The organism is Ruegeria sp. G7 (assembly GCF_056535465.1).
In genome coordinates this window covers 436569-457424 of the sequence record NZ_JBQFIL010000002.1, presented here as the reverse complement: position 1 = coordinate 457424, position 20856 = coordinate 436569, and the positions used below count along the sequence as shown (strand labels likewise).

The 20856-nt window shown below is 56.0% G+C and carries 19 protein-coding genes; 9 read left to right on the top strand and 10 right to left on the bottom strand.

The window, feature by feature from the left end; genetic code table 11:
- Positions 1-35: 35 nt before the first annotated feature.
- The 3 genes from ACR3EN_RS18910 to ACR3EN_RS18900 all read left to right on the top strand — a co-directional run bounded on the left by ACR3EN_RS18910 (position 36) and on the right by ACR3EN_RS18900 (position 3321).
- Positions 36-434, top strand: coding sequence for a cupin domain-containing protein (locus ACR3EN_RS18910; protein ID WP_480820247.1), 399 nt, complete (start codon positions 36-38; stop codon positions 432-434).
- An 878-nt stretch (positions 435-1312) separates the two neighbouring features.
- Positions 1313-1702 carry an ectoine synthase gene (locus ACR3EN_RS18905; protein ID WP_480820249.1) on the top strand — a complete coding sequence of 130 codons (390 nt, stop codon included), beginning with the start codon at positions 1313-1315 and terminating at the stop codon, positions 1700-1702.
- 344 nt (positions 1703-2046) lie between these two features.
- A complete protein-coding gene (locus ACR3EN_RS18900) occupies positions 2047-3321 on the top strand; it encodes a phophatidylserine decarboxylase associated domain-containing protein (RefSeq protein ID WP_480820251.1) in 1275 nt (424 codons plus the stop codon).
- 4 nt (positions 3322-3325) lie between these two features.
- On the opposite strand, the gene ACR3EN_RS18895 is transcribed toward ACR3EN_RS18900, so the two are convergent.
- On the bottom strand, positions 3326-4843 hold the full coding sequence (locus ACR3EN_RS18895; protein WP_480820253.1) for a basic amino acid/polyamine antiporter: 1518 nt from the start codon (positions 4841-4843) through the stop codon (positions 3326-3328).
- 426 nt (positions 4844-5269) lie between these two features.
- Between ACR3EN_RS18895 and ACR3EN_RS18890 the strand changes: the two genes are divergently transcribed.
- From ACR3EN_RS18890 to ACR3EN_RS18880, 3 genes are all read left to right on the top strand, one after another.
- Positions 5270-5425: a DUF5993 family protein gene (locus ACR3EN_RS18890; RefSeq protein WP_480820255.1), complete on the top strand. Its 156-nt coding sequence runs from the start codon at positions 5270-5272 to the stop codon at positions 5423-5425.
- A gap of 33 nt (positions 5426-5458) precedes the next feature.
- Complete coding sequence (locus tag ACR3EN_RS18885) at positions 5459-6013, top strand: disulfide bond formation protein B (RefSeq protein ID WP_480858203.1); 555 nt, start codon at positions 5459-5461, stop codon at positions 6011-6013.
- Positions 6014-6095: 82 nt separating this feature from the next.
- Positions 6096-7421: an amidase gene (locus tag ACR3EN_RS18880; RefSeq protein ID WP_480820259.1), complete on the top strand. Its 1326-nt coding sequence runs from the start codon at positions 6096-6098 to the stop codon at positions 7419-7421.
- Between the two features lie 70 nt (positions 7422-7491).
- Here the strand turns inward: ACR3EN_RS18880 and ACR3EN_RS18875 are convergent, their stop codons facing one another.
- From ACR3EN_RS18875 to ACR3EN_RS18860, 4 genes are all read right to left on the bottom strand, one after another.
- Entirely contained in the window at positions 7492-7719 is a 228-nt protein-coding gene (locus ACR3EN_RS18875) for an NAD-binding protein (RefSeq protein ID WP_480820261.1), read from the bottom strand.
- A 180-nt stretch (positions 7720-7899) separates the two neighbouring features.
- A complete protein-coding gene (locus tag ACR3EN_RS18870; RefSeq protein WP_480820263.1) occupies positions 7900-9063 on the bottom strand; it encodes an FAD binding domain-containing protein in 1164 nt (387 codons plus the stop codon).
- Positions 9064-9132: 69 nt separating this feature from the next.
- A complete protein-coding gene (locus ACR3EN_RS18865; protein WP_480820265.1) occupies positions 9133-10137 on the bottom strand; it encodes an LLM class oxidoreductase in 1005 nt (334 codons plus the stop codon).
- Between the two features lie 356 nt (positions 10138-10493).
- Positions 10494-11219, bottom strand: coding sequence for a DsbA family oxidoreductase (locus ACR3EN_RS18860; RefSeq protein WP_480820267.1), 726 nt, complete (start codon positions 11217-11219; stop codon positions 10494-10496).
- Between the two features lie 64 nt (positions 11220-11283).
- On the opposite strand from ACR3EN_RS18860, the gene ACR3EN_RS18855 reads away from it, so the two are divergent.
- A complete protein-coding gene (locus ACR3EN_RS18855) occupies positions 11284-12198 on the top strand; it encodes a LysR family transcriptional regulator (protein ID WP_480820269.1) in 915 nt (304 codons plus the stop codon).
- A 161-nt stretch (positions 12199-12359) separates the two neighbouring features.
- Here the strand turns inward: ACR3EN_RS18855 and ACR3EN_RS18850 are convergent, their stop codons facing one another.
- Entirely contained in the window at positions 12360-12989 is a 630-nt protein-coding gene (locus ACR3EN_RS18850) for a TetR/AcrR family transcriptional regulator (RefSeq protein WP_480820271.1), read from the bottom strand.
- An 87-nt stretch (positions 12990-13076) separates the two neighbouring features.
- On the opposite strand from ACR3EN_RS18850, the gene ACR3EN_RS18845 reads away from it, so the two are divergent.
- A complete protein-coding gene (locus tag ACR3EN_RS18845; protein WP_480820273.1) occupies positions 13077-14237 on the top strand; it encodes an efflux RND transporter periplasmic adaptor subunit in 1161 nt (386 codons plus the stop codon).
- Positions 14238-14249: 12 nt separating this feature from the next.
- Positions 14250-17393: an efflux RND transporter permease subunit gene (locus tag ACR3EN_RS18840; protein WP_480820275.1), complete on the top strand. Its 3144-nt coding sequence runs from the start codon at positions 14250-14252 to the stop codon at positions 17391-17393.
- A gap of 432 nt (positions 17394-17825) precedes the next feature.
- Here the strand turns inward: ACR3EN_RS18840 and ACR3EN_RS18835 are convergent, their stop codons facing one another.
- From ACR3EN_RS18835 to ACR3EN_RS18820, 4 genes are all read right to left on the bottom strand, one after another.
- Positions 17826-18704, bottom strand: coding sequence for an MBL fold metallo-hydrolase (locus ACR3EN_RS18835; RefSeq protein WP_480820277.1), 879 nt, complete (start codon positions 18702-18704; stop codon positions 17826-17828).
- 210 nt (positions 18705-18914) lie between these two features.
- On the bottom strand, positions 18915-19085 hold the full coding sequence (locus ACR3EN_RS18830) for a hypothetical protein (RefSeq protein WP_480843378.1): 171 nt from the start codon (positions 19083-19085) through the stop codon (positions 18915-18917).
- Positions 19085-20107 (bottom strand): 5-oxoprolinase subunit C family protein, encoded by a 1023-nt coding sequence (locus ACR3EN_RS18825; protein WP_480820279.1) that lies wholly within the window; start codon positions 20105-20107, stop codon positions 19085-19087. The genes ACR3EN_RS18830 and ACR3EN_RS18825 overlap by 1 nt, the downstream gene beginning before the upstream one ends.
- Positions 20104-20847, bottom strand: a complete 744-nt coding sequence (locus tag ACR3EN_RS18820; protein WP_480820281.1) for a 5-oxoprolinase subunit B family protein — start codon at positions 20845-20847, stop codon at positions 20104-20106. The genes ACR3EN_RS18825 and ACR3EN_RS18820 overlap by 4 nt, the downstream gene beginning before the upstream one ends.
- Positions 20848-20856: the final 9 nt, after the last annotated feature.

Genomic DNA, 20856 nt, shown 5'->3' with positions numbered 1-20856 from the left:
CTATCGCGTGACCAAAACAATACCGGAGAATTGGGATGATCGGAAAATTCATGCTGTCGGCGGAAACTCCGCAGGAAACGCTCGAATGGGGTAAGTTAAAGTGGATGAGCAATCCGCCCGCGACTGGTGCTGGGCAACTCACTGTAATTGAGGTTAGCCTTGCGCCCGGACATGGCCACAATTTTCACAAACATCCCACTCAGGAAGAGGTTATCTACTGTGTCGCGGGTGAGGTCGAACAGTGGCTAGGCGAGGAAATGCGGGTGATGGGACAGGGGGATTCGGTTTTTGTTGGTGCCGATATGGTCCACGCCACGTTTAATGTTGGTGATCACGATGCAACGCTTCTGGCCATCTTGGGTCCATGCGTCGGCGAAATCGGGTACGAGATTGAAGACGTCGCGGATAAGGCACCTTGGAACGGCCTGCGGTAAATCACTACCAGATGGCGGGGCCCAAGTAACAACCAGTTGCGCTGTTTTGCTACCTGAAAGGGTTTATCCGATGTTTGTCGAGCAACTCAATGACTAGTGGCTTCGATCGCAGTGTTTCCGCTCTCATAGCGTTTTGGTTATGGCGATCTCGTGATGTGGTATTTCCAATGTGGCGCTGTCCACTCAAACGAATTGATCACACTCTCAAATTCTGAATCGAGATATTTAATCATCTCCATTTCAGAACGAATTCATAGAGTGGTATCGACTAGGCTGTCTCGTTGAAACAGGCCGCTGCCGAAGAAAACGAACAGAGCGCCATTGAGCCTGCTCCAGTGTCGGGCGCGGGTTTGAGTGTTAGTGCATGATCGGACTTGGGTTTGTGGGGACGACGGTTTCCGAACCCGGCGGGCAGTGGCTCAATGTGTTGTGCGGTCGTATCGAGTTGTGGTGTTTCATCGCTTCCTTCCGCTATTTCCAGCCATGGATGCAGGCGCGTGACTAGGGGAAGAAAGGTTCAAGGCGTGCTTCTGCGCATCTGTTAACCTGAGCAGACACAACAAGTGTTCAGTCTTCGAACCATGGACCTCGTCGATAGACGAAGCTCAATGGGTCCTGAGCCTAGGCTATCATGGGAAAGCTTTCTTACGCGCGACACAATACTCGCCTGAACAACCTGTTACCCGGGTTCCACGATAACGCGGATCTGTTTGAATAAGCTCGCCGGGAAATCCTTGCTCAGCACTCCGCAACGTTCCGGGATATTGGACAGACTTGCGTGTTCCCTGCCAACGCAGGAGCCCGTTATGTTGATTGCCAGAGCATACCGTCAGATGACGGAATGAACCGAGCGGTAAGGTAGAGAAAGATGGTGAGGAATGATTGTTAGATCACTCAAGGAAGTTCTTGGAACTGAACGTGACGTTTCCGGCCCGGGTTGGAACAGCAGACGGCTTTTGGTGGCGTCTGACGGCATGGGATTTTCACTGACCGATACGCTCATCGAAATGGGCGCAGAGCTTGAGCTTGAATACACGCATCATCTTGAGGCCTGTTATTGCATCGAGGGCAAGGGTCAGATCAAAGCGGTGGGCGATGAACCCTGGTACCCGCTTGAGCCATTCACACTCTATGCACTCGACCAGCATGACCGGCACCGGGTCCGTGCCACAGATACGGACCTGCGACTGGTCTGCGTCTTCAATCCACCGCTCAGCGGGGGTGAAGTGCACCGCGAAGACGGAAGCTATGCCCCAACGGCATCCTGACGAGCGCGGTAACGATTTCCGCCAATCGATCCTTGGGCCACAGGGCGCCGCCCAGAAAAATGGGCTCTTTCCGGAAGTTGGATAGACCGCGGCACCTATTCCCAAGGATCATCAGGATCGCCTTCACGCGCGGCTCATAGCATACCGATAGGAGGGTATACTGCGACAGCCGCTCGGGGTTACCACGCTCCTGCATCTGCGCGATCCTTCTGGCGATAGATGTCGGGATCGTGGACACCGCAAGGTTGTAAAGTGTCTGTGTCCAAATAGACTGGGCGGCGACTGGATATGTAGTATCGTCTGGGTTGAGATGGACCAGAACGCAGTTGGATAAGGTGCTTACGATGACCTCGAAAGAAACGTCTGTAAACGTTCATTACAAAGTCGGCAAATGGTTGCCTTCGGATCAGGAAGTGTTGGACGCCTGGTCTGCCAAAATCGCCGACAAGGCCGAGCAGGACACCAGCCCGCTGTTGCCATCTGTACGAAGGCTGAAAACCCTGATCGAGACCGATGCGAAGGCATATATGTTCTTTTCGCAGATGTTTCAGGAGGTCCCCGAGAGCAAGAAAACCTCGCCTTCGGGCAAGCCGCAGGTGCGCGACTATGAACATATGCTGCGGCTGTTCAATACGATCATGACGCACGCGCCCGAATTCAATGAAAGCGGATTGGTGGGATTTCCGTTTAATGCGATCCTCGACTGGTCGATGGCGAATGTCGGTGGCTGGGCCGGATTTTTGGATGACAAGATCGATGCCTGTCTGCGCGATATGCTGAATGAATGGGCCATTTTCCTGCAATCACCGGAAAGCAGATCGGTTTTGACTGATGACCCGAAAACAGGGTGGTTCGGCGCAAATGCGCAAAAAGCGATGCCCACCTTCAAAGAAGACTTCATCTGCGACCCGTCACTGCCTCACTTCGGGTTCAAATCCTGGGACGATTTCTTTACGCGCCGGTTTCGCGAAGGGGTCCGACCGATTGCTGCGCCGGGCGATGATTCGGTTGTCGTCAACGCCTGCGAATCCGCACCCTATCGCGTCGCCCGAGATGTAAAGCTGCGTGATCAGTTCTGGATCAAAGCCCAACCTTACGCGCTGCAATTCATGCTGGATAACGATCCGCTGGTTCATCACTTTGACTCGGCCACTGTTTACCAGGCGTTCCTGAGCGCACTCAGCTATCATCGCTGGCATGCACCGGTATCGGGTCGGGTTGTCAAAACCCGTCGGATCGAAGGAACCTATTACTCGGAAATCATGCCGGAAGGTCTGGACCCTGCCGGTCCGAATGCCTCGCAGGGTTACATCGCCGAGGTGGCCACGCGCGCGTTGATATTCATCGAAGCGGACAATCCGGATATTGGCCTTATGTGTTTCGTCGGCATCGGCATGGCCGAAGTTTCAACCTGTGACATAACCGTCTACGAAGGCCAGCATGTCACCAAAGGTGACGAGATTGGTATGTTCCATTTTGGTGGTTCAACACATTGCCTGGTCTTTCAGTCGGACGTTGATATCGACTTTGACCTGCATGGGCAGGAACCGGGGCTGGACAGCACAAACATCCTGGTCAACCAGCGGATCGCAACGGTTGGACCGCGCAGGAAGGTTTAATACATCAAACCGAAAATACCTGTGGCAGCCGCCCATCGATCAACATCCACAGGGCGAGTCCTGCCAACAACACCAGAGCCACGGCAACCAATACCTCGGCCCGGTCAAATGCGGCGGACGAATCTGCAGCAGTCCGCCGCGCCCAATAGAATATCGGCAATCCGGCCGCATAGATAATCGCGCCCGCCAGCATGAACTGAATGCCCGCCGCGTAGACCAGCCACAGCCCGAAACCCGTCGCAAGCAGGCTGCTGATCAGGGCCGTATTCCTGCCGTATTCAGCGGTGCGCGGGTAATCGCCCGACCAGATCACCTTCCACAGAAAAATCGCAGATCCGATATACGCTGGTAGGATCACCACCCCCGTGATCGACAACATCAGGTTCCATGCATTGTCGGCAAAATAGACAACGATAACGGCGGCTTGCATAATAGCGGTTGAAATGATCAGAGAGTTCGACGCAATACCGGCCTGATTGGTCTTGGCGAAGAACTTTGGAAAGGTTCCGTCCTTTGCGCAGACCCACGGCAGTTGAGCCACCAACAGCGTCCAAACCAGCCAAGAGCTGAGCAGGGCAATGATGACGCCGAAATTGATAAACACCTCGCCCCAATAGCCCACAAGCGACATCACAATGCCCGCAGTAGATGGCGGGGCCAGTGCAGCAAGCTCACTTTGGGACATCACCCCGAATGGCACGACCGAGATGAGAACAAAGATGACCGTGACGATGAAGTAGCCCAGGATGGTTGCCCGGCTGACGGTTTTGGCATCAGACTGATCGGACATCACCACGGCACATTCGATGCCGATATACATCCAGAGCGTCACCAGCATCGTGCTTTTGATCTGGTCCAGAAGACTGCCCAAGGGTTTGCCAGCATGCTGAGGATCAGGGGCATTGCCCCAGAAGTCCGCGGTGATCAGACCTTTTCCAAACGAGAAGAAAACCACCACCGCCAAGAAAACAACAACCGGCAAGAACTTGGCCACGGTTCCGATACTGTTCAGAAGCGACGCCCCTTTCACGCCACGCATGACGAGAAAACACAGACCCCAGATGATCAGAGACGAACCCAGCGTGGCCTGCCACGTATTCCCGTCCTGAAAGTATGGCGGGAAAAAGTAATTCAGGGCGTCCATCAGAAGAACGGCATAGCTGACATTTCCGAATGCGACGGATAGCCAATATCCCCACGCGATCAGGAACCCGGCAAGCCTGCCGAACCCTGCGCGGGCGTACATGTAAATGCCTGAGGTCATCTCGGGGTGGATATCGGCCAGAACCTGAAAGCTTCGCGCGACAAAGAAAATACCCAGTCCGCTGATCAACCATGCGATGAGAATCGCTCCCAGCGCAGCCTGCTCGGCCATGCTTTGCGGAATATTGAACACTCCGCCGCCAAACATCGCACTCACAACCAGTAGGGTCATGGCAAACAGACCAAGTTTCTTGGGAGCAGATTTCCGTTGAGCCTCTCCGTCCGATGCGTCCGAACCTGGGTTAGATTGCGCTGCCATAAGTTCGATTTTCCGACTGCTCTTGAAACGATGCTTGCTTGCTCAGGTTACATAATCGTCGAAGTTTTTGCTGCATCTTTTGCATTTACCGATTGGTTGCTCGTTGATTTTGCAACGCAAGAACCAAAAGACCCTGTCTATGATGTCCCCAAGATGTGCCTCGTAGCGCCCAGGTTCGAAAAATGGACGAACGGAAATTTGCTGCATAGCGCATTGAGAACGACAAACGGCCTATAAGACGCAACATTGATGCCGTCTGCAGTGCGCATTGCCGACCTTCGCCTTAGCGCAAAATCGATGCATGGCGAGCAGCCGATAACGTTGAGCACATCTAATGATAGCTAAAGGCTTGATTAAAGGACCGGAACCGGTCCAGCTTAGCGGTATTCGCCTCAATAGATCCATTTGATCCGTAAGGAGCATCCCATGATCGCTTTGCTTTTTGCACTTTTTGCAAGCGCGATGGCGTTTGCCTATCTCAACTTCGTAAAAGTCTCATACGCCATCTTCGTCCTCGCCGTTTTGATGAGCACATATTGGCTTAAATTCCACGCTACGACCCCACTTTCCATCCAGCTTTGAGGTCGATCGATGTCACCTGAATTCGCTCGAAACATGAACGCGCTGGGCGCCCTTGCGGTCTGTCTTGTATTGGCACTTGCCTTTTATTTTCAGCTCGTTTTGTACGAATTGCCTTGCCCATTGTGTCTGTTACAGCGCGTCGGGTTTGTCGCTGTTGGGTTTGGTTTGGGGCTGAACCTGTTGTGGGGGACGCGCGCAAGGAACTATGGAATAGTTCTGGTTGCGGCGATCTTCGGCATAAGTGTTTCGATCCGGCAGATCCTTTTGCACATCGTTCCGGGAACAGGGCACTACGGCTCACCTGTGCTGGGCCTGCATTTTTATACTTGGGCGGGAATAGCCTTTGGCTTGGTCATCCTTGGAACCGCGATCATGCTTGTCTTTGAAAAACAATACGATCTGGCGTCGGACGTCCGGGCAACCGAAAGGTTCGGCGGCAGCCCGCTGGCCAAAACGGCGTTTTTTCTGATCCTGCTCTTGGCGGTACTCAACGCCGGCTCAGCTCTGTTAGAGTGTGGTCCAGGAATTTGTGACGATCCGCCAACCGACTACAAGCTGCTGGATGAGCTGGGAGTCTCAGCCGATTGATAAGCGACTGGATGGTCATGAGACCAAATAGCGATTTGATTTGTGGTTGAATTGAGAACCAACGGGGAGCTCAGGAGAACCTATGTCCACTACCACCGACAGCCCGCTCTCAGATGCTCTGGATGCTTTGGCTCGCACAGAAGAGAAAGTGCACGCGTACAAGCATCTGTTGATTACCAAAGCTCAGACCGATGCGGCTGACGCCCGTGTCGATCCTCAATCGCCCCATATCGAGGGCTGGCCATTTGCGGTCAAAGAGGTTTTCGACGTAGCAGGCGTGGTGACGTCAGGGGGATCAAAGGCCTATGAAAGCCGTATACCCCCAAAGGACGCCGCAGTTGTTGAGCGGCTGCGCGCCGCAGGAGGTGTATTGGTCGGAACGCAAGTCGCGCATGAATTAACCTGCGGACTGGACCGACCACCGACACGCAACCCATGGGACTTAGCCTGCTACCCTGGAGGCTCAAGCGCGGGCGCAGGCGTCTCGGTTGCGGTTGGGTCTGCCCGCTTTGCACTGGGGACTGATGCGGCAGGATCTGTTCGTATACCAGCGGCAATGACGGGAACCACCGGTCTGAAGCCGACCTGGGGCCTGATCAGTTCGTATGGTGTTATGCGGCAGGCGTCAGCGCCGTCGATAGATCATGTTGGAATCATCGCCAGATCCGCCGCTGAGATCGCTCGGATTCTGCCCATCCTCGCAGGGCCCGATCCGCAGGACAAAGCAACATTGAGAAGCCGACCGGTCAATGGCGAAAGACGGCGTCCCGCCGAGAAACTCGCAGTTCTCGGAGCAGCAACTCTTGAGGCCGTGACGCAAAGATACGGCCTTGACCCGGAAATCATCGCCGCATTTTCACAAGCGCTCTCTGTTTTCCAACAAAACGGCTCTGAGGTTGTTGAAGTTGAGCTTCCAACGCTGCCATTGGCTGTGGATGCAATCGTCACATTCTTTGCGGCAGAGCTGGCATGTGCCAATCGGGAGACCCTGAAAGATCGGCGCGAGGACTTCGCGCCCGCGGTTGCTGAAATGATCAGTTCTGGTCTGGATATTCCCGAGGATCAGCTGCTGAACGCGATAAACGTCCGGTCGCAATTGCGGCATGAGCTCACTCAGGCACTCCAGGAAGCGGACGCGCAGGTCTTGCTGACACCAACAACACCACGCACTGCGATGCCTCTGGCGGAGTTTGATCCAACACAGGAGCTGGCAAGCCTCGTGCCGTTTACATGTGGGTTTAATCTTACAGGCAACCCGGCAATGAGCCTGCCCTGTGGGCAGACGAAAACGGGTCTACCGATTGGTCTGCAGATTGTAGGCCATCAATATCAGGAGACCTCGCTGCTAGAACTTGCAGAAGAGTTTCAAAAGCTGACCCGTTGGCACGAGTTGCGCCCGCCTGTCTGACGTTTGGGGTTTTGGATCGCGACTGATCACCACAACCGCCGCATCGGTTGCGATCTCACGTTCAGCTCCGCTAACGGTTTCTCGTCAACTGCAGTCGCGAAACAGACCCCGCACCGAGGAAATCAATGACTTCCCGGTTCCAAAGGACGGCGACGTTGCTTTCATTGATGAGTTTCTCAATCCTTTGTTTCAGGACCTGATCAGCCTTGAACCAGTCACGCGGATGCATGATCGTCACGTGCGATACGATGTTCGAGAGATACATCGCTCCATTTAGAGCGGGGTTCCAACCACCCAAGACAACGTCCCCCTACCATTAGAGAAGAAGCGTCACAGGTGGCAAAGGTGGAAACGTTGCCCTGTTTGAACGGCGACCCCCATTGCTATCGGCAGAGCTTTCGCCCGGTCAAAGAAAGGCCAAGCATCTTTAGTTTAGGTGATGATTTTGGTCTTTTCGCACCCCTTTCTAGTGGTTATCCTAGCCGATCCGCTCACTCATATCTTTGCGAAACAACAGGCTGTCGCCCGCTTGGATGCCCTGACGGTACAGCATCGTCCCCAGCATCATCTGGCCCGGCTCCCAGAGGTGTAGCGCTGTATCGACGTCGTCGGGGTGGCGGGTCAGCGCGTCATACAGCGCAAGGGCGTTCGCCGCTGCTTTGGACGTGCTTGCTGCGGTATGCGGCCGGGGGACGAAAGCTGCATCACCAATCAGGATGGCGCGTCCCTGCACCATGTTCGGCACGGTTAGGTCGCGGATCGCCTGCGCGAAGGGTTCCTGTGTCGAAAGAACCGCCTCGTGGAATGGCTTTGGCAAGAACGCTTCAGCCTCTTGATAGACATGCGCCTTCCAGGTGTCGGACAGCTTTCCCTCGGGCATCGAGTATCCACGCTGTTTGCCATTCTTGTCGATCATGATCTTCCTGAGAGTGTCTTGGTCCGCGACACGGTACCAAACCCAGTTGTAAAACCGCTTGCCAGGCTCTGTCGCGTTTCCCTCCCCGGGAACAAGATAGCCCAGAATGTGCGACCCTTTGGTATTCGCGAAACCAAAATCGCCGGCCAAACCATCTCGGGCGGCGGGGGTCAGTTCTTGCTCGGGGATCAAACCGCGCCAGGCAAGATAGCCAGCGTAAGTCGGTTGCGCGTCCGGCCAGATCAGTTGGCGCACGGTCGAGCCATTTCCATCGGCCCCCACAAGAAGGTCTGCGGTCTCGCGCGAGCCATCTTCGAAGATCGCGGTCACGGTTTTGGCGTCTTCGTTCTGCTCGATGGATGTCAGAACCCGACCCCGGTGATAATGCGCATCGCCGAACGCCTCTTTCATCGTGGTGTAGATCAAAGACCAGGACGTCTGCATTTGCTGCGCGGGGCGTTTGTCCTGTATGCTGCCATCTTTGCGGTAGACGATCCGGTTTTTGGACGGAACGCCAAGGCGCATGGTGCTGATATCGACGCCCGCTTCTCGGAACACCTCAACAACGTCCGGTTGCAGCACGACTCCGCCACCCCGACTGTCGAGATCATGCGCCGAGCGCTCGTAGATATCGACCTCCCATCCGGCTTTCTTGAGCATGTTGCCCGCAAAGAGCCCACCCAGAGAGCCGCCGATGACAATGGCCCTGTTTTTGTGATTGGACATAACACTCATCCTTTTTCCGCTGTCTCAGTGGTTCGAATTCAAGCTATTGCTTGTTGGATGCCGTAATAATCATGCAGTTTCCGTCAACTTCTTTGCATTTTGCGCAACGCTTCCAAGGGTTGGAAAATACGGCAGAATCTCCGCACCCAATTCTTCGATCACCTCAGATGCCGGTCGTGTGCTGTGCCGCAAATTGATCATCACATGATGGACGCCAAGGGTTTTTAAGCTCTCCAGATGTTCAATCAACCGGTTCCGCCCAAAGCGGAAGCCCAGGAAAATAGGGCTTGCAGGCGCGTCGGGATCATCGGTCAGATCGACGAAGAGGGATTGCGCGAAAGGTTTGAAGGTGCCCTGCGCGCGTTGGTCCAAGGCGGTGTGCCACAGCCCGATGCGACGTCGCTGATCTTCGATGTCACGGGGGTAGGAAATCCATCCATCCATATTCTCAGCAATCCATTGCACGCTTTGCTGCCCGCTGCCGATTGCAAAGATCGGAAGGCGCGGCGCGGTCGGCTTGGGAAGCAGATCAAGACCGCCATCAAAGGACGTGCGCCCAGACGTGAACCGAGGGAAATCATGCTCGGTCAGGTGACGGATCGTGTTGATGCCGTCCCTATATGCTGCGCCGCGGCCGGCATGGTCATAGCCGAAAGCGGGATACTCCGTTGCACGTTCGCCCGAAGCCGCACCCAGCATGAAGCGGCCACCCGATAGCACATCCAATGATGCCGAGGCCTTTGCGACGTGAATGGGATGGCGCAAAGGCAGAACGATGCCTGCTGTCGACAAGGCGATGCTTTTTGTCCGCGCCGCCAATTGAGACAGCCATACCCACGTGTCATAAATCTGACCGGCATCACCGAAGTCAGGATCAAACAATGGGACATCGCGAGACCAGAGCGCGGCGAAGCCAAGCTCATCGATCCGCGCCGCCTGGTCCAGCTGTCCAATCATGTTCGGAATGCCGTGCACAAGCGGCGCGGTTGGCATCATCAGGCCGAGCGACAGGTGTCCCGGTGCGAAGGTTTGGGAAAACCCCCGGTGCGAGGCATTTGGGTTGGCTAGTGTCATTGGTAAACCTCCTGTTTGTGCAGTGCAACAGGTTCGCCTATTGAACCCAATGGGGACCACGCGATCATCGCGGCTGCGGACAGGTCAAATGCGGATCCATCGGATGCAAAACTGTCGGTGAATTTTGGGTGCTGTGACATGCCCGATGTTGTGCGTTGTGTTTTGGGGCCTTGAGATATCATTGGTTCTCTTCCTTTTTGTCAGGCCACAGCGATGAAGTTCGTTGGGTCGACACCCACATTTGGCAGGGTCATCAAAGCCTTGGCTTCGAGTGTTTCAGAGATTGGAGTTTGAAATTCATCAAAGGGGATTGGGCCGTCTTGCCCAACCCAAGTTGCTCATCAAAGGCCTTGCCACTAACCCGCAGCGCACTGGCCTGCTGACTTCTGGTGTGCCGCCGACCGAATTAACTGCGCCAGTACATCCGTAGGCTTTGCACCGCTTACAATTGTACCTTCGATATCGAATTGTGGAACGCCCCGCACGCCCGAGCGCGCTGTCGCCTTCAGCAAGTCTCGCGTTTCGGCATTGGTCGTTTCGTCAATCAAATAGGCCAGGGCTTCGTCGCCGCTCAAACCCGCCTCTGCGGCAATTGTCGCAAGAACCTTAGGATCGCCGATATCCCGCCCTTCGGCAAAATACGCGCTCAGGATGCGGTGTGCGACGTCTGACTGTTTACCTTGGGTGTCTGCCCAATGCGTCAGTTTATGCGCGGCAAAGGTGTTGGGCGTCCGCTCAATGATGTCGTAGTTGAACGCCACCCCATCGGGCTGGCCCGCCTTGACGGTTCCAGCATCCAGCGACTGGCTCCGCTCCCACGAACCGAACTTCATCGACCGGTAGACTTTGCGGTCCATCCCCTCTTTCTGCATGTGGGGATTGAGCTCGAAAGGTTGCCAACGAAGATTTACCTTGATGCCGTCCGACAGCATCGCCAGCGTATTCTCAAGCCGTTTTTCACCAATGCGGCACCACGGACAGATGAAATCCGAGGTCATGGTTATGTCTATGACAGTCATATCCTTGGCCATGGTCGTACTCCTAATGTTGGGTTTGAGAGGAATATGATCCAGCAGCGCCACGTTGATAATCTCCCAAGTATCGACAATAGTATTGCGCAATACGCAACGATGGCTTGGAGTAAAGATGGACTACTTTGCCGCCCTTCGCGCGTTTCGCGCCGTAGTCGAGGAAGACGGCTTCGCGCCCGCCGCGCGTCGTATGGGGATGGCTACGTCATCTCTCACACGGCAAGTAAATTCACTTGAGGCAAGCCTCGGCACGCAACTTTTGAACCGGTCGACCCGAAGCGTAACGCTGACCGATACGGGCGCGCGTTATCTGGATCAGACCATTCTGGTGCTCGACGCCCTTGATGATGCAAACCGTAGCGTCAGTGAAGCGGGCGGCGCGCCTCGTGGGTTGCTCAGAATCTCGATGCCGGTTGTCCTCGGCTCGATGCACGTGGCCCCTGCGATGGGTTCGTTTATGCGGCGTTGCCCCGAGATTGAACTGGATTTCCAGCTGAGCGACGGTTTCGTCAACCTGGTCGAGGATCGGATCGATATCGCCATCCGCATTGGCAGGCTCGACAGCAGCAGCCTGATCGCGCGCAAACTCGCGCCACACAGGCGGCTGATGTGCGCTAGCCCGGACTATCTGGGTGAACACGGTATCCCGCAGCACCCTGACGAGCTGAAAGACCACAACTGTCTCTGCTTTGCATTCACAGACGGAGATCGCACGTGGCGCATGGAAAAAGACGGGAATAGTCTAAACCTGAAGGTCAAAGGAAGCATGGTCGCCAACAACTCCGAGATGCTGCGTCAAACCGCGATCAACGGAGGCGGTCTTTTGATGGTGCCGAGTTGGCTGGTGGGCGAGGATCTCAAGGCGGGGCGTTTGACCCAGGTTTTGCCGGATTGGACTGCCGGACATGGCGAAACGGATACGGCGATCCATGCAGTCTATTTGCCAAACAGGCGGGGATCGAAAAAGGTCACGGCGTTTGTCGACCACCTGCGTTCCCATTTCGGCTCGCCGCCCTACTGGGAAGCCTGAATTGGATAATGTGTCTCGGAAGCCGAACTCCCGGACGAATACGAACCAAGCGACAGTGCCATCATGCGATGACCAAAGTAACGGCTGCTTAGCCCACAAACCCTAGTCGCCTTGTGGCTTCCTTAGGTGCGTTGGCCCAGCTCAACTGAATGGAAGAGTGGTCAGCTCAGCATTCTTTCAGAAACATCCTCAAGAAGATCGTGCAATTCGAATTCCGAACCTTTTTCGGCAAGTCCTTTTTCATGCAGAATGAACGAAAGGCCATGCACGAAACTCCACAGCAGGAAACCACGGCGACGGACCTCTTCTGTGATCGTCGGCTCGCCCAGGCATTTTGCGACCTCGGTCAAAAGAATTCCAAAACTTTGCTGTCCACCTTCTTCCAGACGCGGATCTGCGATGCGATCTGTGAACCCGCCAAACTTTAGCCGGAAAATTCCCGGTTCATTTAAAGCAAAGGCGATATATTCCATGCCAATCGCCGTGATGCGCTCTGGTGATCCTTCCGGAATACCGTCAAGCGCGGCAAGCATTCTGGTCCGGTGTCGGTCCATCCCCTCAAGAACGGCTGCGACAAGCATTTCTGTCTTGTCTTTGAAGTGTTTGTACGGGGCTGCTGTCGACACGCCGGCCAATCTGCAGGCTTCTGACACCGAAAAGCTGTCGGGGCCCTTTTCTTCAACCAACTTTCGGGTTGCCTCGGTCAGAGCAGAACGAAGATCACCGTGGTGATACGCTTTCTTTCCTGCAGGTCGCCCTTCTGACGAGTGAATTTTTTCTGTACTTGTCATGATCCAAGATGTGACAGATCGCGTATCCCTTGTCAAAGTGAGAACTTCTAACATATGTTAGAGATACTAACTTGATGAGGTCCCCGAATGCCGAATCCTGCAACACATCGATCTGAGACACCGGAACCTGGCCGGTCTTCGCGCGTCCTGCGCGGGACCTTTCGACTGGGTTTGACCCTTGGGATTATCGCCGTCGCTGTGGGGGCTGTTTTTGTCGGAACTTCTGAACTGACGCGTCGGGCTGACGCCGTTCCAGCGCCTGATGCCGCTGCTGTGACTCCGGTGTCCGTAACACCAATAAAGTCCGAAAGCACTTATAGCGTTGATCGCGTTTTTATCGGTCAGGTCGAACCGCAACGCGCGGCAGATATATCGTTCGAACTTAATGGTACGCTGGATCAAATCCTTGCCGATGAAGGTGACGACGTTGCCAAGGGGCAGCTTCTTGCGACGTTGGATATCGCTCTGTTGGAAGTAGAACGCGACCGCCTGGCGGCCTCTCGTGCCGCAATCGCCGCGCAGTTGACGTTTGCGCAGAAGACGGTTGAACGAAACGCCAAGCTTATCGAACAAGGCTATACCAGTCAGGCACGCCTGGATGAGGCTGTGGCCCAACAAGATGAGCTGCTGTCCAGAATTGGCGAAATCGATGCTGGATTGCGCGATGTGACCGTAAGGATTGAGAAATCCAGCATAGAAGCCCCGTTTGCGGGCCAAATCACTTCCAGGCATGTGGACGGCGGGGAAACATTGCGCTCGGGTGAGCTGGTCTTGGGCATGGTCGAGGTTGTCTCGCCACAGGTTCGGATCGGGATTCCGTTGGACGTTGACCCCTCGCTGTTTTCGGATGTTGAAATAGAAATCGCTGGCGAAAGCTATCGCGCAAAGCTGGCAACGCTGCGCCCCGATGTTGACCCGGTCACCCGAACCCGAACAGCGCTGTTTGATCTGATCGACGGAATGGATGTTGCGTTCGGGCAAACCGCGCGTGTTCATGTTCTTGATCAGGTGCAAAGTACCGGGACCTGGGTGCCGACGACGTCTCTCAAAGAAGGGGCGCGCGGCCAGTGGACTTTGCTGGTTGCCGACGCGCAGAAGACAGTGCGCTTGGCAACGGTCGAAGTGCTGCATGCCGAAGACAATCGTGTCTTCGTGCGCGGCACGTTTCCGGATGGCGCCGTCCTCATCGATCAGGGGCCACAGCGCGTTACCGTTGGTCAGCGCGTTTCCTTCAACACTGGTGAGTAACGGAGGAACCCAATGGAAACCCTGACCTATCGTCATCCCCGGCTTGTCGCACTGATCGTTCTGGTTCTTGTGTCTGCGGGGATGTCTTCGTTCTTGTCGCTGGGTCGGCAGGAAGACCCAACAATCACCAATCTTTTTGCGACCGTCACAACCCAATTCCCGGGTGCAGACCCGGAACGGGTCGAAGCGTTGGTCACGGCTGAGATCGAGGAAGAACTTCGGAAAATCGCCGAGGTGGACGAGATCAGCTCCGTGTCGCGTTCAGGCGTTTCCGTTGTTTCGGTTGAGTTGATTGAAACGCTGGACGAAGCAACCATCGAACAAGTCTGGGCCGAGGCGCGGGATGCCGTCGATGATGCGAGCCAGACATTTCCTGCAGGTGTTTTGCCGCCGGAGTTTGATGCAGAAGGTATTTCGGCCTACTCCGCCGTTATCGCGGTCAGCGCAGATAACCCGGATGTCCCGACCACTCTGCTGTCGCGTCATGCCGAAGCTTTGGGGGACCGGCTGCGCGCAATACCGGCGACGCGTGCCGTGGATTACTTCGGGCAACCGGACGAAGAGGTCCTTGTCAGCGTCGATATGGACAAGGCAGCCGCCCTGGGTCTGAGCGCCGTAGAGATTTCTCAGCGGATTGCAGAGGCCGATGGCAAGGTACAGTCCGGTCGTCTGCAATCCGGCGTAGACCTTACCATCAACATCAGCGGTGAAATCGAAACCCTTGATCGCATCCGGAACATCGTTCTGCGCGAAAGCGCCGAAGGTGCGGTGGTGCAACTTGGCGATATCGCCAAGGTTGATAGGGGCGCGCGCGACCCGCAGTCTTCGATTGCTTTCGCCGATGGCAAGCCAGCCGTTCTGGTCGGAGTCCTCGCGCAGGAAGGCGTGCAAATCGATCGCTGGACCGGTTTCCTGAAGGATGAGCTGCAGGCCGGTGCTGCATCGGTCCCTTTGGGCATTCAAGAAGTTCTGCTGTTCGATCAAAGCCAATACACAACAGACCGTCTGACCGATGTTGGTATCAACATGGCCATCGGCGTGGCACTGGTTATTGCGGTACTGTTGGTAACACTGGGTGTCCGCGCAGCGGCGATTGTGGCGCTGGTTCTGCCCGTTGTTTCCTTGGCGACGCTTGCGACAATGAACATGATCGGGTTGCCCATTCACCAGATGTCGGTGACGGGCTTGATCGTGGCATTGGGCCTGCTGGTCGACGCGGCAATTGTGATGACCGACGAGATCCGTCGTCGCCTGCAGGCAGGTATGGACCGTCTTGCTGCGGTTCGGGACTCCGTTCGCCGGTTGGCTGCGCCGCTATTGGCTTCGACTGTCACAACCGCGCTTGCGTTCACACCGATGATCCTGCTGCCCGGACCGGCAGGGGATTTCGTTGGCTCCATCGCCATCGCAGTGGTGCTGATGCTGGTTTGGTCACTTGTGATTGCGCTGACTGTGACCCCGGCGATTGCGGGTTGGGTTCTGTCTGACCGCACGGACGCAGGCATGCTGAGCCGGGGCATTAGAATACCACCCCTGGCCCGCCTTTTTGAGGCTTCGATCCGTTTGTCCGTTGCCAACCCGATACGGTCCATCGCGCTGGCCTTGGTTTTGCCTGTGCTGGGCTTTGCCGCATTTCCAACTCTGACAGCGCAGTTCTTTCCCGGCGTTGACCGCAACCAGTTCTACATCGAAGTCGATATGCCGGGCGGTACGTCCATTGCCACGACAGAAGCAACCGCGCGGCAGATCGACGATATGCTGTTGGCTGATGAGGGCGTTGAGAGTGTCTATTGGACAGTGGGCGAGTCGGGCCCGGCCTTCTACTACAACATAGTCGGCAACCGCTCGCGCGAGCCGGGCTTTGCGCAGGCCATGATAACAACCGAAACCCCGGACGACGCTGCCCGACTTGTTGGTGCCCTGCAGCGCCAGCTGGACATTGATTTCCCTGACGCCCAGATCATCGTCCGCGATCTGGTGCAGGGCCCGCCAGTTGCCGCCCCGGTCGAGGTTAAAATCCAGGGACAGGACATAACGGTTCTGCGCAATCTCGGGGATGAGGTCCGCTCGATCATGGCCAACCTTGATCTGGTCACTCAAGCCCGGGCCAGCGTCAATGGCGGCAACCCACAGATCCGGTTTGAAATCGATGAGATAAAAGCCCGACTTCTCGGACTGGACGTCGCGGATATAGCAGGTCAGCTTGATACCGCACTGGTGGGCATTACCGGCGGATCACTGATTGAAGGCACAGAACAATTGCCCGTTCGTGTCCGATTGGGTGACGACATCCGCTCGGACCTCAGCCAGATCGTGAGTATGCCAATCCTGCTGCCGAACGCAGCCGAGGTGTCCGCGACCGGTGTATTTCCTGCCGTGCCATTGTCCGAACTGGCCCGACCCGTGATCGAACCCGCCGAAAGCGTTATCACCCGGACAGACGGCGTGCGCGAAAACACCATTCAGGCCTTTATCGTACCGGGTGTTTTGCCCGAAGAGGCGTTGCAGGACGTATTGGAGGCGCTTGATGCGTCCGGCTTTGTCCTGCCGCAAGGTTACACAGTGTCATTGGGTGGGGACAGCGACGCGCGCTCCAACACAGTCGGCAACCTGCTGGCGTCGGTCGGGTTGATCGTCACTTTGTCGATTGCGACCATTGTGCTGACCTTCAACTCGTTCCGGCTGACACTTGTGACGCTTGTGGTGTGCGTTTTGTCCGCTGGTCTGTCGATGCTATCGCTGGCGATCATGCAATTTCCGTTCGGCATTACAGCAATTATTGGGGTCATTGGTTCAATAGGTGTTTCCGTCAACGCCGCCATCATCATTTTGACCGGATTACAAAAGGACCCAGAAGCAAGTCACGGCGACTACAGCGCAATGGCGCGGGTCGTGTCCGGCTCAAGCCGCCACATCATCTCGACAACGGTTACGACCTTTGGCGGCTTTCTGCCTCTGATCCTGGGCGGAGGCGCGTTCTGGCCACCTTTCGCCGTCGCTATCGCCGGAGGCGTTTTACTATCAACCGTCGTGTCCTTCTACTTCACACCGCCTTTGTTTACCTTGGTCTATCGCGGGCAATTTGCAAGGCGTCATTTGTCCACGCTCCAACGTCCCAAGGCCGGCATCGCCGTTCATAGACTCGCCGCAGAATGAAACTTGCGATCAATTCTTCCGTGGTTTCTCTTCGCACGAAGTTCTCGTTGACCCTTGGACATTCTCCGCACCTTCACCGCAGCTGCTTGATCCTGTTCTTACTGGAACGTAACGCCTACGTTTGCAGCGCCACGGTTGGCTCGTTCGACAAAAGCGGATGAAGCGGCATGTAAGAAGGGATTGTGACGGGTAGTGCCTCACGCAATCTGATATCCAAGATCTCAAACGCATCCCCTCATGAGTTCAATAGTGCCGATCAACGGCCTCGATTCGAAAGAACGGACAGTGGTAACGAACGGATTGCCGATTGCCTTTGTGAAGAACAGCAAATCAGGTAGAGTGCTTTTCCAAGGACGTTTGCCGCCTTTTGCTGGTCTCGCTGCGGGCTCTTCGTGGTGGTCCGAGCCAGCGCAGCATCCTGCCGGTCCGGCTTCAGATTGCCAGGACAGACTTCACATTCCTTTCATGCACCTGCTCATAAGGTTCGAAATATGTCAGCGTCCCGCGCTCGATGTCACGAGCGATGAAATCTGACAACCGGAGTGCCCTCAGATTCGGTTCATTTTGGCAGCGCAGTAATTTCTCAATATAGTCTCGGGTCGCGTTTACGAAAGACGGTTTGTAACCACCACTAACTATCCGGTCGGGCGAACCATGATTGGGGAGAATAGTCTGGATGTCCCATGTCGTCAGGCGTTCAAGTTCTGCACAATGTACTTCAAGGCGATCCGGTTCGGCCACGTAAGTGACAGTGTCTTCCAATGTATCGCCAGCGAACAATAATCGCGTTTTGGGAAGGTACATGGTGAGACCATCAAAGCTATGCACGTCCAACGGCCGCAGCTCAACGCCGATGTTACCGACCGATAACTCCATTTCGCCGTCAAAAACCGAGGTGGGCATAACCGGCTTATCAATCGGTGGCGAAGACTTTGCATAGGCTTCTTGGTTTTCGAAAAGTGCGCGTGCGCATTTCTTGCTAGCGATAATTTCGCAATCCCGAAAGACTTCGGTCCCGGCAACGTGGTCCTTGTGGTGGTGGCTAAGTACGACGCGAATAGAGGTGGCACCTCTGCGTTCTAGTTCGTCTCTGATTGCCCGCGCGTGCTCGACAGAAATACTCGTATCGTAAACCAAAGCTTCGTCCTGATCGAGAATAGCGTAACTTGCAAATCCAAGCGAAAAGGCACCGTCATCTAACCAGTTAGGTTCATTGGAATGCAAGCGGACGCCGGCGACCCGCCCATCGTAAAATGCCAGCACGTTGGGTGTGACTTCTAATACTCGCAGGCTTGAAGTCGGCACAGACATCTCATTTCCTAGTTAGTTGGATCGGTTTTGTGTCGTCGGGGATCAACAAAACCGAGAATGTACTTCTCAGCTACCCGCTTCAAGCAAATCCCGGCAAACTGGGATGGCTATGATGTTGGTCAAATTTTGACTCGATACGGGCTCTGGCTCAGGCTCTGAGTTCAACCTATGGCGCTTGTGGCTTGAGCGAGGATGGTCCAAAGCCAACCTTCACTGACCGGTAAAAATATGGTGCCCGCAGCCTGCAATGCCAGCGTTCGCTGAGGTACAGCATTGCTTGTAGACTGACATCACAACATTCGGCAATGCAGTATCATCGCCTAACTGCCATGTATTAAAACTCTTGCCCATATTGGCATTAAAATCTGCGCTTCGGGTCATCAGGCTTGTTCGTCCAAGTCATGACCTGCTGTGACGCCGCTGATCAGCTGATAGGACAACAAATCGGCGATTAGGCCAGGATCGCGAACCAATGGTGTCAGCTGTGTCCGCAGGGCTTCTTCATCCGTCCTGGCGCGCCGTTGGATGGCGACGGCCTCTTCCAGGGACACAAAGGAGAACTGCAGGCTTTCGCCCGGGCGCGCTTGCGCCACGCGTGGCAGGTCGGCGGGAAGGACCGATCCGATCCGAGGATATCCGCCTGTCGTCTGGCATTCGCTGAGTAGCACAAAAGGCGTGCCGTCGCCGGTGATCTGTATGTCGCCCGGTACGATCACCTCGGACAAGACACTCAGGCCTGCCTCGCTTTGGAAACCCGCACCATCCGGGATCAGGCGCACGCCCATCCGGTTGCCGCGCGCATCGCGTTCAAAGCGTGTTGCGGCGAAACGGGCCAGCTCGTCAGACGGAAACAGCTCTGTTTGAAGGCTGGCGACAATCCGGATGGCCCCGCCGCCAAACCGGTCTTCGAGTGGCAGTTTCAGACCTGTCTCCGTTTTCTTGTCCAAACCAACTGCAAGCTGAGCGCCCGCTTCCACATGGCCCCCGAGGCCGCCTGCAAGATGAGCACTGCAGGACCCCAACTGCCGAAGCTCCGAAATCCCTCCGCCCAGATGCAAATACCCGTATGTTCCGGTTTGCGCCGAAGCGATCTGCAACCGTGCACCCTTGGGCAACAGATGACTTGCATTCCAGGCGATGCGCGCGCCTTCTATATTAGCCGCCATCGGGGCGCCGGTCAGCGCAATGCGCACGTCTTCGCTTGCCTCGAACTCCCCGCCCATTCCGACCATTTCCAGTGCGGCTTGATCCGGCGTCTGCCCAAGCAGTGCGGCGCCTTCCGCCAAGGCCAACCGGTCCGCAGCACCGCCACGCGACAAACCAAAGGCCAGATACCCGGGTCTGCCAAGATCCTGAACGGTTGCACCGGGGCCGATGCGATGGACGGTCAGCGTGCGCGTCATCGGATGACCTCAAAGACTGCGCCACCATTCTCGTCATGTCTCAAGCTCTCCAAAGTCTCAGGGCTTGTCGGTTCGAACAGCACTTCGTCTCCGGGCCGAAACAGGAATGGCTCATTTGCGTCCGGTCGAAACAGGCGCAGCGCGGTTTGGCCGATATGACGCCACCCGGTGGGGGTGGCCACCGGGAACAAGACCAGTTGACGGATTGCCACGCACAGCCCCCCGGCGGGAACTTGTGCGGTCAGCTCGGTTTGTCGTGGGATGTTCCATTCGGGGGCCAATTCACCCAGATACGGCATGCCCGGAGCGAAACCGATGGTCTGCGCCCGGACGCGGGTTGTTGAAATCGACGCAATCGCCTCTACCTCGCTGAGGCCTGCCGCTTGGGCGGCTTCAGCCAGTTGTGGTGCCAGATCGCCACCATAGGCTGTCGGTACGCGCCACAACCTGCGCCCCGTCGGCAGCGCCGCGGCATACCAGTCTTGTTCGGCCAGCAACCTGTCCAACGCCGCGCGCATCGCGCTGTGGTCGCATTCCAGCGGGTCGAACCTGAGATAGGCGGACACCAGCGAGGTCGAGCTTTCTTCGACGCCCGTCCAACTGGCCTTTTCGATGGCAAACCGAAACGCAAGCGCTGCCCGGTTCGCCGGTTCGCTCAGACTGTCGGCAAAGCTGACGACGAACCCGTCATACCCCGCGGTCCGAATCCGGGGCCACTTCGAAGACACATCTCCGGGCATTCCATTCAC